Annotated in this window: 12 protein-coding genes; 8 read left to right on the top strand and 4 right to left on the bottom strand. The window is 45.8% G+C overall.

The genetic code is table 11. The features are described 5' to 3' along the window. Positions 1-2: 2 nt before the first annotated feature. The gene (locus MJZ26_02745; GenBank protein MCQ2104688.1) at positions 3-1,067 is read right to left on the bottom strand and encodes an MBL fold metallo-hydrolase; all 1,065 of its coding nucleotides are present in this window, start codon (positions 1,065-1,067) and stop codon (positions 3-5) included. A gap of 187 nt (positions 1,068-1,254) precedes the next feature. On the opposite strand from MJZ26_02745, the gene MJZ26_02740 reads away from it, so the two are divergent. Beyond that, positions 1,255-1,749: a MerR family transcriptional regulator gene (locus MJZ26_02740; GenBank protein MCQ2104687.1), complete on the top strand. Its 495-nt coding sequence runs from the start codon at positions 1,255-1,257 to the stop codon at positions 1,747-1,749. A 244-nt stretch (positions 1,750-1,993) separates the two neighbouring features. Here MJZ26_02740 and MJZ26_02735 read toward each other — a convergent pair whose 3' ends face one another. The 3 genes from MJZ26_02735 to MJZ26_02725 form a co-directional block, all read right to left on the bottom strand. Then, positions 1,994-2,641, bottom strand: coding sequence for a DUF4405 domain-containing protein (locus MJZ26_02735; protein MCQ2104686.1), 648 nt, complete (start codon positions 2,639-2,641; stop codon positions 1,994-1,996). Positions 2,642-2,717: 76 nt separating this feature from the next. Beyond that, a complete protein-coding gene (locus MJZ26_02730) occupies positions 2,718-3,239 on the bottom strand; it encodes a hypothetical protein (GenBank protein ID MCQ2104685.1) in 522 nt (173 codons plus the stop codon). Between the two features lie 140 nt (positions 3,240-3,379). Then, a complete protein-coding gene (locus tag MJZ26_02725; protein ID MCQ2104684.1) occupies positions 3,380-3,922 on the bottom strand; it encodes a nitroreductase in 543 nt (180 codons plus the stop codon). 168 nt (positions 3,923-4,090) lie between these two features. Between MJZ26_02725 and MJZ26_02720 the strand changes: the two genes are divergently transcribed. The 7 genes from MJZ26_02720 to MJZ26_02690 all read left to right on the top strand — a co-directional run bounded on the left by MJZ26_02720 (position 4,091) and on the right by MJZ26_02690 (position 14,500). Next, positions 4,091-4,651, top strand: a complete 561-nt coding sequence (locus tag MJZ26_02720) for a flavodoxin (protein MCQ2104683.1) — start codon at positions 4,091-4,093, stop codon at positions 4,649-4,651. 148 nt (positions 4,652-4,799) lie between these two features. Further along, a complete protein-coding gene (locus MJZ26_02715; protein ID MCQ2104682.1) occupies positions 4,800-5,945 on the top strand; it encodes a 1-deoxy-D-xylulose-5-phosphate reductoisomerase in 1,146 nt (381 codons plus the stop codon). Between the two features lie 164 nt (positions 5,946-6,109). Next, complete coding sequence (locus MJZ26_02710) at positions 6,110-7,957, top strand: glycoside hydrolase family 9 protein (protein ID MCQ2104681.1); 1,848 nt, start codon at positions 6,110-6,112, stop codon at positions 7,955-7,957. Between the two features lie 247 nt (positions 7,958-8,204). Beyond that, complete coding sequence (rseP, locus tag MJZ26_02705; GenBank protein MCQ2104680.1) at positions 8,205-9,584, top strand: RIP metalloprotease RseP; 1,380 nt, start codon at positions 8,205-8,207, stop codon at positions 9,582-9,584. A gap of 94 nt (positions 9,585-9,678) precedes the next feature. After that, entirely contained in the window at positions 9,679-13,302 is a 3,624-nt protein-coding gene (locus MJZ26_02700; protein ID MCQ2104679.1) for an InlB B-repeat-containing protein, read from the top strand. 437 nt (positions 13,303-13,739) lie between these two features. Beyond that, positions 13,740-14,036: a type II toxin-antitoxin system RelB/DinJ family antitoxin gene (locus MJZ26_02695; protein MCQ2104678.1), complete on the top strand. Its 297-nt coding sequence runs from the start codon at positions 13,740-13,742 to the stop codon at positions 14,034-14,036. Then, positions 14,033-14,500 carry a putative toxin-antitoxin system toxin component, PIN family gene (locus MJZ26_02690; protein MCQ2104677.1) on the top strand — a complete coding sequence of 156 codons (468 nt, stop codon included), beginning with the start codon at positions 14,033-14,035 and terminating at the stop codon, positions 14,498-14,500. The genes MJZ26_02695 and MJZ26_02690 overlap by 4 nt, the downstream gene beginning before the upstream one ends. Positions 14,501-14,617 lie beyond the last annotated feature (117 nt).

Genomic DNA, 14,617 nt, shown 5'->3' with positions numbered 1-14,617 from the left:
CTTTATTCCAGATAAAGGACTTCGCCCATTTGAGGCATTAATAGAGGCTTGCCGGATTCCGCGGCAGCCTTTTTCGCATTTTCCAGAGGCTCAAAGTAGCTATGCCTTGAAAGACAGAACCTGGAATTGTGAACGGTCATGTAGCGTGCGGCATTTAGTTCAGTCATCTCTGTACCAAGGTACTTGGGTAGGGTGTGAATGTTGGCCCACTGTTCATTGTACTGGCCGTTTTCGAGGATGCCTAAGTCTATCTTGAACTTTTCGCCGATTTGCTTGAAGTGCTTTCCATATCCGGTATCACCGCCAATCCAAATGGTTCGCTTGGGAGTTTCTACAACGTAGGATGCCCACAGGGTACGATTCTGCCGCAAGTCTCGTCCAGAGAAATGGCGGGCCGGCGTTGCCGTTACCATAAAGCCGGAGACAAGGCTTGCTTCATCCCACCAATCCAATTCAATCAGCTTCTCCTTGGGGTAACCCCAGCGTTCAAAGTGTTCTCCAACACCCAAACCGAGAATCACCTTGCCTACGCGAGGTTCCAGTTCCTTTACAGCTTTGTAGTCCAGATGGTCCCAGTGATCGTGGCTAATGACAAGGTAGTCGATATCAGGGAAGTCTTTTGGCTTGTAGACGTCGGTGCCCTTGAACATCTTGTTTGCAAAACTGACGGGAGAACCACTGTACAAAATCGGGTCGATAAGGAATTTCTTTCCGGACAGATTAATGAGGTAGCTGGAGTGTCCGAACCATACCAGCCAATCCTTATCTTGGGGAAGGACTTTCAAATCAGTCTTGATAACGGTCAGGGCGGTATCTGGAATTTTCTGCACGGTATCCTTGCCGAATAAAAAATCAACCCAGCTACCTGCTGCGCTTTTTTCGCCGGTCATCAATATTGTGGGCTCAAGGTTCACAAACTGATTTTTAGAGATGTCGTAATTAGGAGATTTCCTGATTCGTTCAAGGCGTTCGCCCTGGGGTAAACGGCCGAAACTTTCCTGACTCAAGAACAACATACCGATGTCTCCTAAGGCAAAGAGAATGGACAGAATAATTGTAGTTACCATAATTTTCTTTTTCTTTGTCATGCGTTAAGATAAAATATAACATCTAGAGTATGCTCTAACACAAGGGGCACTGGGCGAATTTGTAGGCTGTGTAGGATACACTTAAGAATGTTTGAATTTTATCATTTTGTCTTGACGTAGAGTTAACTCTAAGTTGTATATTTCTTTCATCGTTGGAGACATCTTTATGGCAAACAATATCAAGAACGAAAAATCCAAGGGCTATAGCATTGGAGAAGTGGTAAAGCAAACTGGTCTATCCGCCCATACCCTGCGTTACTATGAGAAGGAAGGCTTGCTGCCTTTCGTTACCAAGAACAGTTCGGGGCTTCGCGTTTATACCACTACCGATTTGCAGTGGCTTAGCATGATTGAATGTCTCAAGGATTCTGGTTTGCAGATCAAGGAAATCCGCCAGTACATCGAATGGTTCCGCCAGGGCGACTCCACATTGCAACAGCGTCTAGATCTATTCGCCAATCGCCGCAAGGCCCTGGAAGCAGAAATGGCCCGCCTGCAGGTCGTAATGAACAAGATTACCTTCAAGGAAACATTGTATACCACGGCCATCAAGTTGGGAAGCCTTGAAGCCGCTGATAACGACAAGAACATTATGCGCCTCAAGAAAAAGCTCTTTGACTCTCCCGATGATTTTGACAAGAAAGTTCAGGAAGCCGGATAATATTCTTGTGAACAGTTCTAATTCATGTCCCTCAGGGATTTTTGTTTTTCGCGCTTGTTAACGAAAACGTTAACAAACAACCGCTAAAAAAACTCGTTTTTGCAGTTCTTTGTTAACGAAAACGTTAACAAGTGCCAGACACATTGTTACGGGCCCCTACCTAAACAGACGTCTTTATTAACAAAATGCCCCGAATACTTCGGAATTCTTGTCGCTTGCGGAATTTATAAGGTCCGCAGATCGATTAGGATCTTTTAAGAAGTTTCATTCCTAGATGGGTAATGACGCACATGCCTGCCGAAATTCCAAGCAACTGCAGTACAGCCGCGGTGACGCTTTCTGCGGCCATTTTCCAGCCGCCAGTCACGAACATGTACACGTAAAGTTGGGATTGTATAAATCCATAGACGCCTGCGGCAATCAACAGCCCGTAGGCGATGTATAGCAACACCGTTTTCCAGGCACGACTACGGCAGAGATTTTCCAGCTTGTCTAACTTTGTGTCAAGATGGAATCCCAAGTGGGAAAGCATCACCATAAAGCCCCAGCAGCAACTTGCCAGATGAACTTCCCGGGCAGTCTGTGTTGTCCTCATGGGAGACCATTCGAAAACAAGCCCCGTCATAAAAATGGAGCTTACGACCATGGAGATCATCAAGGCAAACAAAAGCCAGTCTGTCACGTTCATCATAATACGGCGGGCGTTCCATTTTCCTTTGCCGATGGTTCTATAGAACCAGAAGTTCAATGTGTGATGGACGATAAATAAAACGAAAAGTGCAATGCCTACGTATCCGTGTCCGGTAAGGTCTCGGATGGCGCCATGACTCATGAGGTACAGAAAGCAACTGTACATCAGAATGTCGATGATAATTTTCGCAATTCGTTTCATATGAGTGTCGTCCTGTGCAAAGTTCGCGCGCCGCGGCGAGCGTCATCCTGAACGTAGTGAAGGATCCAGACCAGAATTACTTCAAGGCTCCATCTACAAACTTCTTGATGTCGGCTTCGGAACCGTAGTTAAATTCCTTGCCACCCTTGAAGATGGAACCCTTGGCTGCCTTCGCGATGTCCTTGCCGCTAGGGCCAAGGCCGCTTCCGCCGCTGGTGCAGAGGGTAATGAGGTTCTTCTTTTCAAAGTTCTGACTTTCTACGAAAGTGTACACGATCTTGGGGGCATAACCCCACCAGATAGGGTAGGCGAGAATCACAGTGTCATAATCCTTTACGTCGATTTTATTCTTGATAGCAGGGCGGCTCTTGGGATCATTGCTTTCGATGGTAGAACGGGATTTCTTGTCGTGCCAATCCAGGTCCGCAGAAGTGTATGCTTGCGCCGGAACGATTTCAAATAGGTCGGCACCCACAGCCTTGGCCGCCTTTTCGGCCATTTGCTTTGTGGTTCCGGTTGCGCTAAAATATACTACGGCTGTTTTTGCGTTTGCAATACAGAACACTCCTAGAATAAGAGCTAGAATGAATTTTTTCATTTTGGTATTCCTTGCCGCTTCTGCGACCGTCAAAATGTCTTTCAATAAAATATAAGACCTAGAGTTAGCTCTAGGTCAAGGGTTATCGCAGTGATTTTTGCAGAATTTTATCTTGAATCGTTGCGACACGTTCCCTGCATTTACTTAATGTAATAGACGTAGTTTTCCTTGCGGGCAAGAGCCTTGGGTACGGGGGTCTGGCGGTAGCCCAAAGCCACATGACCAATACCTTCGTAATTACCCTTGATGCCAAGCTTTTCAAGGATTGCTTTGCCGAATTCGCTTTCGAATTCCTGACGGGCACGGTGAATCCAAACACTGCCTAGGCCAATGCTTGCTGCGGCGTTCATCAGATTTCCCATAACGAGGCTGCCGTCGTTGATGTAGGTGCCGGAAGCGTTATTGGCGTCGCGATCGGCGATGACAATCAGGATGACGGGGGCTCCATAGAATGGGTCGAAGCCCTCTTCCCAACCACCAATCTTGCGGTTTTCTTCTGCAATCTGATCTCGCATTTCCTTATTGGTGACGGCGATGATGATGGAAGACTGCTGATTCTTTCCAGAAGGGGCGAATGTGCCTGCGCGAAGTACGGCTTCCAATTCCTCGTCGGTAATCATGTCGGGCTTGAACTTGCGGCAGCTGCGGCGAGTTTCCAGAGTCATCAGGGTTTCATTCATCATTGTTTTACCTATGGCGAAAAAAGTTTTTGGCGAGGGCCATTCGGCACCACGTTCATTACAAAAATAGCATTTTCGAACAACAGACTTTAAAAAAAGAAATTTATTTAAACAAGGTCTTGACCTAGAGTAAACTCTAAGTGATATATTATAGTACAAAAAGAGGTTACAATGAAAAAAATCGTCCTCATTCTTTTAACAATCCTTATGGGGGCTGCCATGGCTGCTGAATCCAAGAAACTGGTCATCTATTATTCCCGTGCCGACGAAAACTATAGCGTAGGTTACATCAAGAAGGGCAACACCGAAATTGTTGCCGAAATCATCGCCGCCAAAACAGGCGCTACGCTCCTGAAGGTAGAACCAGTCAAGGAATACCCGAAGAACTATGACGAGTGTATCGCTGTTTCAAAAAAGGAATTGGCAAACGATGCCCGTCCGGATATCAAACCGATTAGCATCAATCCTGAAGAGTATGACGAAATTTATGTAGGCTATCCTGTGTGGTGGGGTGAAATGCCTATGCCTATGTTTACCTTCTTTGAAAAGTACAATTTGAAGGGGAAGACCATCCATCCCTTCGTCACTCATGAAGGCAGCGGCCTCAGCGGTGTCACCCGCCTTAAGAAAGTGACGGGCGCTAATGTTACGCCGGGTCTTGCCATCTACGGACATACAGCCCAGAATGAAAAGTCCAAGGCCGAAAAGGAAGTGGAAAAATGGCTTAAGTAATTATAAGCTCTTTTGAACGCGTAAATCTTTGCGAGTTTAACTCGTAAAATCTTTTAATGTATATCTACGGCATGATGTGTGTGGATATACTTTTTTTTATGTTCTGATTTATACTATCTTTTTTCTTGTATAGAATAAGGATTTTAAAATGAAAAATGTCGTACTTCTCGGTGCTACTGGTTCTATTGGAACTTCTACTGTAGATGTCTGCCTTCAGCATTCCGACCTGTTCAAGGTCTATGCGGTGGCTGCAAATTCCAGCGTTGAAAAGGTTGCAGAAATTGTTCGCAAGTTCAAGGTGGAACGTGTCTGCATGTTTAAGCCCGAAGCAGCCAAGGAACTGAGTGCCATGCTCAATATGCCGGTGCTCTCCGGTATGGAAGGCCTTTGCGAACTGGCCGCCGACCCCAAGGCCGACATCATCATCAACGCCCTGATGGGGGCCGTTGGTTGCCTGCCCACTATTACCGCCATCGAGCACGGTAAGCATGTGGCCTTGGCCAACAAGGAAACTATGGTCATGGCTGGCCCTGTCATCTGGGACAAGCTGGCTGAAAATCCCAAGGCTTTCATCACTCCCATCGATTCCGAACACAGCGCTATTTTCCAGTGCCTGGCAGACCGCCCCAACAAGGAAGTGGAATGCCTGGAAATTACCGCTTCCGGTGGCCCCTTCCGCACCTGGGATATTGAACGTTTCGAAAACATCACCGTGGCCGACGCCCTCAATCATCCGGTGTGGAGCATGGGCCGTAAGATCACCATCGACTCCGCTTCCATGATGAACAAGGGCCTTGAAGTTTTGGAAGCCCACTTCCTGTTCCACATTCCTTACGAACAGATCAAGGTGGTGGTTCACCCGCAATCCATGGTGCACTCTCTGGTGCAGTTCCGTGATGGTTCTTTGATGGCTCAGCTGGGCGCTCCCGACATGCGCATTCCTATTCAGGTGGCCCTCACCTGGCCGGAACGCCTGCCTCTCGAAACCAAGCGCTTGGATCTGCCCACCTTGGGGCAGCTCACCTTCTTCGAACCTGACTTTAACAAGTTCCGCTGCCTGGCTCTCGCTTTTGAAGCAGGCCGCCGCGGCGGTGTAGTGCCCGCCATGATGAATGCCGCCAACGAAGTCCTCGTTGACCGTTTCCTGGATGGCAAACTGAAGTTCACCGACATTCCCCGTCATGTGGAAACCATCATCAACGGCGCTCCCAACCTTACGGGTCACTTGACCCTGGACCAGGTGCTGGAAGCCGATGCCGAAGCCCGCCGCCTGACTCTGGACCTGATCAAGTAGTAAATAGACTGATATTTAGGTCTTGTTGCCGAAAACGCCCTAAAAAGGGCGTTTTTGCGTTTTCTCACACTGGATACATCTGTAAACATAAAAGCCGAACAATTTGAAATAAAAGCATTTTTTGTAGGTATATTAAATTTGAAGAAATTTATTAGGAGTTCCTTATGTTTTCAAAATTCGGTCTTAAGCAGTTTGCCCCTCTTGCAATTTCTGCATTGACTTTGGCATCCTCCGCCTTTGCCGCCACCGCTTACATCAACCAGATTGGTTATCGTCCTGGCGATGCCAAGGAACTGACTATTGAAGGTGGTAATGGCAATGTCGATTTCGTAGATGCAACAGGCCAGGTGGTTTTGTCTGTGGCTCCGGGCGCTGCTACCGGTTGGGATGCTTACAATCAGCAGGTTCAGCTTGTTGACTTTTCCGAATTGAACATTCCTGGAACTTACTCTGTTGTGCAAGGTGGTCAGCCTCTTCGCAATGACCTTAAGATTTCTGCAAACACCTTTGAAGAAGTTGCCAAGGCAAGCCTTAAGTGGTATTACTACCAGCGCGCTTCCATGGCATTGGAAGAAGCCTACGCAGGTCAATGGAAGCGTCCTGCAGGCCACACGAATACCACGGTACAGAAGCATAATTCCGCAGGCTCGGGATCCATTCAGTCTTCTAAGGGTTGGTACGATGCTGGTGACTATGGTCGCTACATTGTAAACTCTGGCATTACCACCTATACCTTGCTTGCCCTTTACGAACATTATCCGGATTATTTTAAGACACTTAAATGGAATATTCCTGCTGAAGGAACCTTGCCGGATATTCTCGCCGAAATCAAGTACAATCTTGACTGGATGCTTACCATGCAGGATACCGACGGCGGCGTATTCCACAAGATGACTTCCTTGGGCTTCCCTGGCGATGTGATGCCGGCTAAGGATACGGATCCCATCTATGTTATCGGTAAGGGCTCTGCAGCAACATTGGATTTCGCTGCAGTCATGGCTACCGCAGCTCGTGTGTATCAGCCCTACGATGCAGCTTTCGCAAGCACTTGCCTTGAGGCTGCCAAGAAGGCATACGCCTGGGGTCAGCAGAATCCTAACAAGGCCTTCCGTAACCCCAGCGATGTTAGCACCGGTGAATATGGTGATGGCAGCTTCGGCGATGAAATGAGCTTTGCCTCTGCAGAACTGTTCGTGACTACGGGTGATGCGTCTTACGGTAATGCAAAGGCCTCTGGCAATGTTCCCAATTGGGGCGATGTTGGCGGTCTTGCAACTTACGACATGGCTATTCATTCAACCGAGTTTGGTGCAGGCGCTGCCGCTGCCAAGGATTCTCTCCTTAAGGTTGCCGACGATTTCGTAACCCGTTCCGAAACAGGCTTTGGTGTAGTCATGAATAAGGCTGATTTTGTCTGGGGTTCCAACGCTGTGGCTGCAAACCAGGGCGTTTGGCTGCTTCATGCCTATTACCTTACCGGTGACGACAAGTATTACAAGGCTGCCCGCAAGGTTCTTGACTACCTGCTGGGTAAGAATCCGCTGAACATGTCCTTCCTTACTGGCTTTGGTACAAAGTCTCCCAAGAAGCCTCATCATCGTCCTAGTACTTCCGATGGCGTTGCTGCTCCGGTGCCTGGTATGCTGGTGGGTGGTCCTCAGCCCGGTGGTGAAGATATCGGTACCGAAAGCTGGGAATGTAAGGATTACAGAACAGGATCTGCAGCCACCTCCTATGTTGACCATAATTGCAGTTACGCTTCTAATGAAGTTGCCATTAACTGGAATGCTCCCATGGCTTATCTTGCGGGTGCTATCGAAGCTGTCAACGCTGGTTTCGCTCCCAAGTTTGCCGTTGAAGGTGTGGCCAAGGGTGAAACAGCTGCAATCAAGCCGACTATGGCTGGCAAGGCTTCCGCAGAAGGCTCTGTACGTCTTCGCTTTGCAGATCAGAAGGTCTTCATTGAGAAGGCTGGCAAGCGTTACAATCTGAAGGGTATGCAGATAAAGTAATTCGATGGGCCCTGAGCCTGGCGATGTCGCGGTATCTAGGGTTCCGCACCCCGTCACCCTGAATTTCGCATACCGTCATCCTGAACCCCGTAGGGGTGAAGGATCCAGTAACGGATAGTCCAGGGATTCTCTACTGTCATTCTGGAAGGATCCAGTGACGAACAGTCTGGAAAATACAAACTTTTAGGCGCTCCCTCGGGGGCGCTTTTTTTGCTTTGTATATTTGCTTTTTCTATATTGCTCACCGATGGAACATGTCCTCGATAACGTTTTGATGTTTGTGCTGGGCCTTGTAGGGCTCAGCTTTCTGGTGACCATTCACGAATTGGGCCATTTCCTTGTTGCCAAGTGGAATAACGTTAAGGTCAATACATTCAGTGTAGGCTTCGGCAAGAAACTTCTTCGCTTTAAGAAGGGTGAAACCGAGTATTGCATTTCTGCAATTCCCTTTGGTGGCTACGTGGCCATGGCGGGTGAAAATCCGGATTCCTTTAAAGATGGGCAGATGCCCGGCGAGCGTGACTTTACAGGAAAGTCTGTGGGCGCCCGTGCTGCTATTGCTTTCGCCGGCCCTTTCATCAATATTGTGTTTGCCTTTGTCCTATTGATGATTCTCTACATGGTGGGTGTTCAGGAACCTGCCAACAAAGAACTGATTATTGGTTTTGTTGGCAAGAATTCTCCGGCGGAAGTTGCCGGCATTCTTCCTGGAGACACTATCACCGCAATCAACGGGAAGCCCACTCAAGGTTGGGATGATTTCCGCGAACAGATTGGCGTAAGCCTTGGTGCCAACGTAGAACTTGAAGTTCACCGTGGTGGCGCTCCCGTGATGTTGACCGTAGTCCCTGAGGAGCTGGTTATTCCTGCAAAGGATTCTACAGATTCCGAAATCAAGATGGGAATCGGTGACATTGGAATCTATCCTCAGAACCGAGTGATTGTACGTTTGCCGCCTATTGCAGGCTCCGCTGCAGAAAAGGCGGGTCTTGCCTTGAATGATACCGTGTTCGAAATCAACGGGGAACATATTTCCCGCTATGAGGATGTGGTTCGCATTATTGATGGTTCCAAGGGTGCAGAAGTCAAGGTGACCGTGATTCGTAATAACGATACTTTGACATTGCCCATGGTTCCGGTCTACAATGAGGAATATAAGCGCTACATGGTGGGCGTTCAAATGGGCTATGTGCTCTTCCGCGAAACGAAGCTTGTGCGTCGTGGCCCCATTGAAGCTTTCGAAAAGACCTGCGCCACCAGCTGGAAAATGACTACCAGTATCTTCCGCTATTTTGGTCGTATGTTCAAGGGCCAGGTAAAGGTGGATGCTTTCTCTGGTCCGGTGTCCATTGTGGCTGTCATGGGAAATGTCTGGATGGAAGGCTTCCAGGAATTCCTCATGCTTTTGGCTCTTATAAGCATTAACCTTGGCGTCATGAACTTGCTGCCGCTGGCCATTACCGATGGCGGCCTCCTCATGTTCCTCGGTATCGAAAAACTCCGCGGAAAGCCTTTGTCTACCAAGACCCAGACGATTATCCAGAACGTCGCAGCAGCCTTCTTCATCAGCTTCTTCGTGTTCATCACGATTCTCGATTTCGGAAAGCTGAGCCTGTTCTTGAAGTGACACATGGCGTCATCCTGAGTCCCGTATCAGATTTAGCTGAGTCAATTCACTGCGATGGTGGAAGAAATCAGTTTAGCCATAGGATGGTTTACGTATGAAATTCGTATCTCTCGTTGGATTATGCCTCCTTTTAAGTGAATCAGTTCTTGCTGCATACTCAGGAACCCCGCAGGTTCCTATGAAAATTGACAATTGCTACCAAATTTCTTCTGCAGAAGAATTGTATGGTTTCGCAAAAATCATGAATGAGATGGATGCTGGGGGGCAATCGAAGGAGTCGGTTTGCGCGAAGCTTGTTGCGGATATTGTAGTCAACAACAATGTTTTAGAAGATGACTCCCTGAATGGGGATGGAAGTGATTTTATTCCCTGGACTCCTATTGCCAATTTTACGGGAGTTTTTGACGGGCAAAATCATACGATATCAGGACTTTACTACAAAAATACGGAAACCTTTGCTTCTGCGGGATTTATCCTGACTGTTACGGGAACGTCCGAAAAAGATTACTCGATTGTGAGGAATGTCGGAATTGTTGATTCTTATTTCTATGGAGATCTGTATGTAGGAGGAATTGTTGCTCTTGCGAGAAATCTCACTTTGGAAAATGTTTTTCACAAGGGTACTGTGGTTGGCTCTACGGGGGTAGGTGGACTTGTTGGACTTTCCAGCATGAATGGAACGTTCCTTAATTCGTACAACGAGGGCGTTGTTAAAGGATATGAACGACCCAATAGTATTTATCCGGCTATGTACATTGGTGGTGTTGCCGGCTATATTCATACGGGTAAGAACCTGGTGAGAAATTGTTACAACATCGCACAAATTGATCAATCGGGAAGTTATGTTGGGGGAATTGTCGGAATTGTTGGTAAAGAAACTGATCTCACGATTGAAAATTCTTTTAATACAGTAAAATTGTATAACGCACTGTTGTCAGGTTTGGTTGGGTATGTAGATGCTACCGCAAACTTGACAACGAATAATTCGTTCAATAAAGGGACGAATTCGGGTGAATTTGAGAGAACGGATGCGTCCTTCTCTAATGGCGAATTAGCAGTTATGCTTCACTATGGCTTTAAAGGTGAGGTTTGGGGTCAAAACGTTGGTACAGATCCGTATCCGATTCTGAGTGGGTTTGTAAAAGGGTATTCGGGAGAAGTAACTCTTTATGATGTCAAACTGCATACCTTTGATGGCGACACTGCTGAATATGTCCAACAGTATTTGAAAGGTGTTGGCACTACATTACAGGTCCCTTTACGGCAGAATTATCTTTTTGGAGGATGGTATTCCGATAGTGACTTTTCGGGGAATGCTGTAACGAAAATTTTGGCGAGTGATACTGGCTCAAAAGAGTTCTTTGCGAAGTGGTTAAAGACACTTGAAAAGAAAGACGGTTGTTATGAAATTTCGTCAGGTGAAGATCTTTATGTTTTTGCTGCAATTGTCAATGGAAATGATGGATTTACTCAGGAACGAACTGCTTGTGGCAGGCTGACTGCAAATATTGTTGTCAATAAAAATGTTCTTGATGAAAAAGGAAATTTGAATAGTGCAGGTTCATCAACTTTTAAAACCTGGACTCCGATAGGCCCGTTTAGCGGTACATTCGATGGCCAAGGACATTATATATCTGGACTTTATTACAATGATTCCAAGAAGGATCAGATTGGTCTTTTTGGTTATGTATCTGGCTCAAGCGAAAATCCTGGCATTATAGAAAATGTTGGTCTTGTAGATTCCTATATCAATTCGCACGATGATGCGGGGACTTTGATAGGCAAGGCGACAGGCTATGTTTATGTCAAAAATTCTTACAGTACAAGTACAATAAAAGGAGGGACGTTTACGGGAGGCCTTGTTGGCTACGAAAATGGACATGCCCTTACTATTAGCAATTCGTACTTCGCAGGAAACGTTGCTGGCTATCAATGTGTAGGAGGTATGCTAGGTGGTTCGTATGGAAACGAACAGGTCAAGTTCATAAATTCCTTCAATACGAAACAAGGCTTTGTTGGGTACGTTAAGAATAAAAAGGATAGTAGTGTTATTGTTGTTCACTCTTATGCTCCTAGTTCGTCTGGCTATGGAGAAACCTCGGTCAAGTTAGAACAGTTCAAGGATGGCTCTGTGGCTTCGGCCTTGCATAACTATTCAAGTACGGATGTCGATGGATCCGTATGGGGACAAAATGTAGGCGTAGATTTATATCCTGTTTTAAACGCTAATTTCGATGCTGAATTATTTAAAGTTTCAAAAGCAGTGTTCCACTATAATGACGAAAGTATTACAGACGAAGTCATGAATTACGTTGAAGGTGTTCCAGAATATATCAAGAACCCATCCGTACAAAATAAGATATTCGTTGGATGGTATAATAATAAATCATTTGATGGTTCTGTAGTCCATCCTATAAATGCTGAAACTAAGGGTGATATGGAATTTTATGCAAAGTGGATTTCAATCAGGGCGCCGGAAACAGAGGATGAATGTTATGTCATAAAAACAGTCGATGACCTGTACAGTTTTGCTGCTATTGTTAATGGCGCAAATGGAATGAGTAAACAGGAAAGAGCCTGCGCCAAACAAGTAGCTGATATCACTGTTAATAAGGACTTTCTTAAACCAGATGGAACGTTAAAGTTTAGTGATGATGATTTGGTTGTATGGACTCCAATTCAAAACTTTAGAGGAACCTTTGACGGTCAGGGACATACAATAAACGGACTCTTTTATGCGTCAAGTTATGTTGTAGGGGTAGGACTGTTTGCAAATTTGAAAGGAGATGTCGAGGGTGATGGAGCTGTTGTCAAGAACGTTGGCATTGCTCAATCATATCTAAAAAGCTCTGGTCAGGCTGGTGCGATTGCAGGAACTGTTGAAGGAAACGTTTTGCTGGAAGGTGTATTCAACAGCTCTATTATTTCAGCTGGGCTGGCCGGTGGCTTAGTCGGTCTTGTAAAACAGAATGGTCACTTGCTTGTGCGGAATGCCTTTAATATCGGTTCCGTAAGAAGTGGGGATGATGTAAGTGTTGGAGGCTTGGTTGGAACAATTAATTCGGGGAGCTTCGTTCGTATTGTCAATTCTTTTAACGGGATGGTTTTAAGTAATGGTAATTCTAACCTAATAAATTGCAATAGCGATTCCTTGTGCAAAGTTGAACATTCTTATTATTTGTCTCTTGATAGTGTAGAATCAGTTGGCTCAGCTGCGACTCAGCTAGAGTTCGCTGATGGTTCAATTGCGAAAGCCTTGCGTGAATATGACAGTGATGAAATTGATGGATCGATGTGGGGACAAAACATCGGCGTAGATTCCTATCCGAATTTGACCGGTGAAATAAATATTTCTGGAGCTCCAGTTATTCCCTCATATCCAGGTGATGCTCCTGAATCCAGCTCAAGCGAAACTTTGGAATCAAGTTCAAGCGAAAATCCTGAATCGAGTCCGAGTGACGAAGTTGATCCCGATTCCAGTTCAGCTACAGATGGGCTTGATTTCCAATTGAAAAAGATTCCCGTTGTGTCTATATACACTTTTAAAAATGAAATCTTTGTGGACGAATTTGATGGTTTTGTTACTGTATTTGATGTGAATGGAAAATTGCTTTCGAAGTCTTATTCAAATGGATCTGCTCGGATAAAAGTGAATCGCCCTGGAACGTATATCGTTATGGCTGGGAAACGTATGTGGAAAGTCCTATTGAAAAGATAAGTGCTAGCATTTTTTTGTTGTAAAAAAGGCTTCTGTCAAGTAGACAGAAGCCTTTCCCTTTAAACCCGTACAAATTATTTCTTGAGCGCTTCGATCTGCTCCCTGGAAAGGTCTGTGTATGGACGTTGCAACACTCGTGTCAACAGTTGTTTCTAGAACAACCTAAGCCTCGGCCATGTCGATTCAAGTAAACTTGATCGCCAAGGCTCTCGTGCAAACAACTGTTTGCAAAATGCATCGATGGAAATCTGGTTCCTTGCTTTTCCCGTAGCTTCTTTCTAAATTCCATCACGTAACATAGTTTGTTAGATCGCTTTACTGCCTAGGGCTTACGCCCGGACGCAGCGGCGGTCTTTTTTTATGGAGTGAAATATTATTGGAAATATGTAGTGAATTGTATTATATTTGTATTTGGATGAACTAAAAATGGAGTTTGTATGGCAAGTATAGTCGTTCAGGTGAGGGTTGATGAGGAACTGAAGGATGAGGCTCAGGCGATTTATGAACAGTTGGGCTTGGACTTGCCCTCGGCTATCCGCATGTTTTTAAAGAAGTCTGTCATTGATCGTGGGTTGCCCTTCCGTGCAAACCTTGATGACGCAAAAAAAATATCCTTGGAAACTGGTCGCAAGGCTTTTTATGCACTTCGTGAGGAGGCGGCAAGGAATGGCGTTCAGGACATGTCGTTGGATGAAATTAATGCTGAAATAAAGGCGGCGCGGGAGGAACATTGAATAAAAAATTTTATGCAATCATAGACACGAATGTGATTGTAGCGGCTTTGCTCACAAAGAACAAGTTAAGCGCGACAGTTAGAGTGCTAGAAGCTTTTCTTAGTGGTGAGGTTGTCGCTGTTGCCCACGAAAAGATTATTGATGAGTACAAGGCGGTCTTGTCCCGTGAAAAGTTTAATTTTTCTAAAGAAAAAATTGAGAAAGTTGTAGCGGCCTTTGAACAAAATTCAGTGTTTCTCTCTGGCGCTACTTCTGATGAGCCGGTGAGTGATCCCAAAGACATTGTTTTTTACGAGGTTTCTTTGGATGCTCAATCTCATTTTGATGATTCCTATCTTGTTACGGGAAACATCAAGGATTTTCCTGTGAAACCATTCATTGTTACACCGTCGCAGTTTATGGATATTTTGTTGGAGAACTCAGGCTTTACCGTAAACGAACCGTTGGCTAGGTACAGTGCGTAACTTTTGTATTTTCTATATTCTAAAGAAAATCTGTAGAGGTCATTATGAACATTCTCGTAGTTGGTAGCGGCGGTCGTGAACACGCCATCGCCCTCGCTGTTAAGAAGTCCCCCATGT

It is taken from the genome of Fibrobacter sp. (assembly GCA_024398965.1).
GTDB lineage: Bacteria > Fibrobacterota > Fibrobacteria > Fibrobacterales > Fibrobacteraceae > Fibrobacter.
The sequence above is the reverse complement of the archived record's forward strand: the minus strand, read 5'-3'. Positions and strand labels throughout refer to the sequence as shown.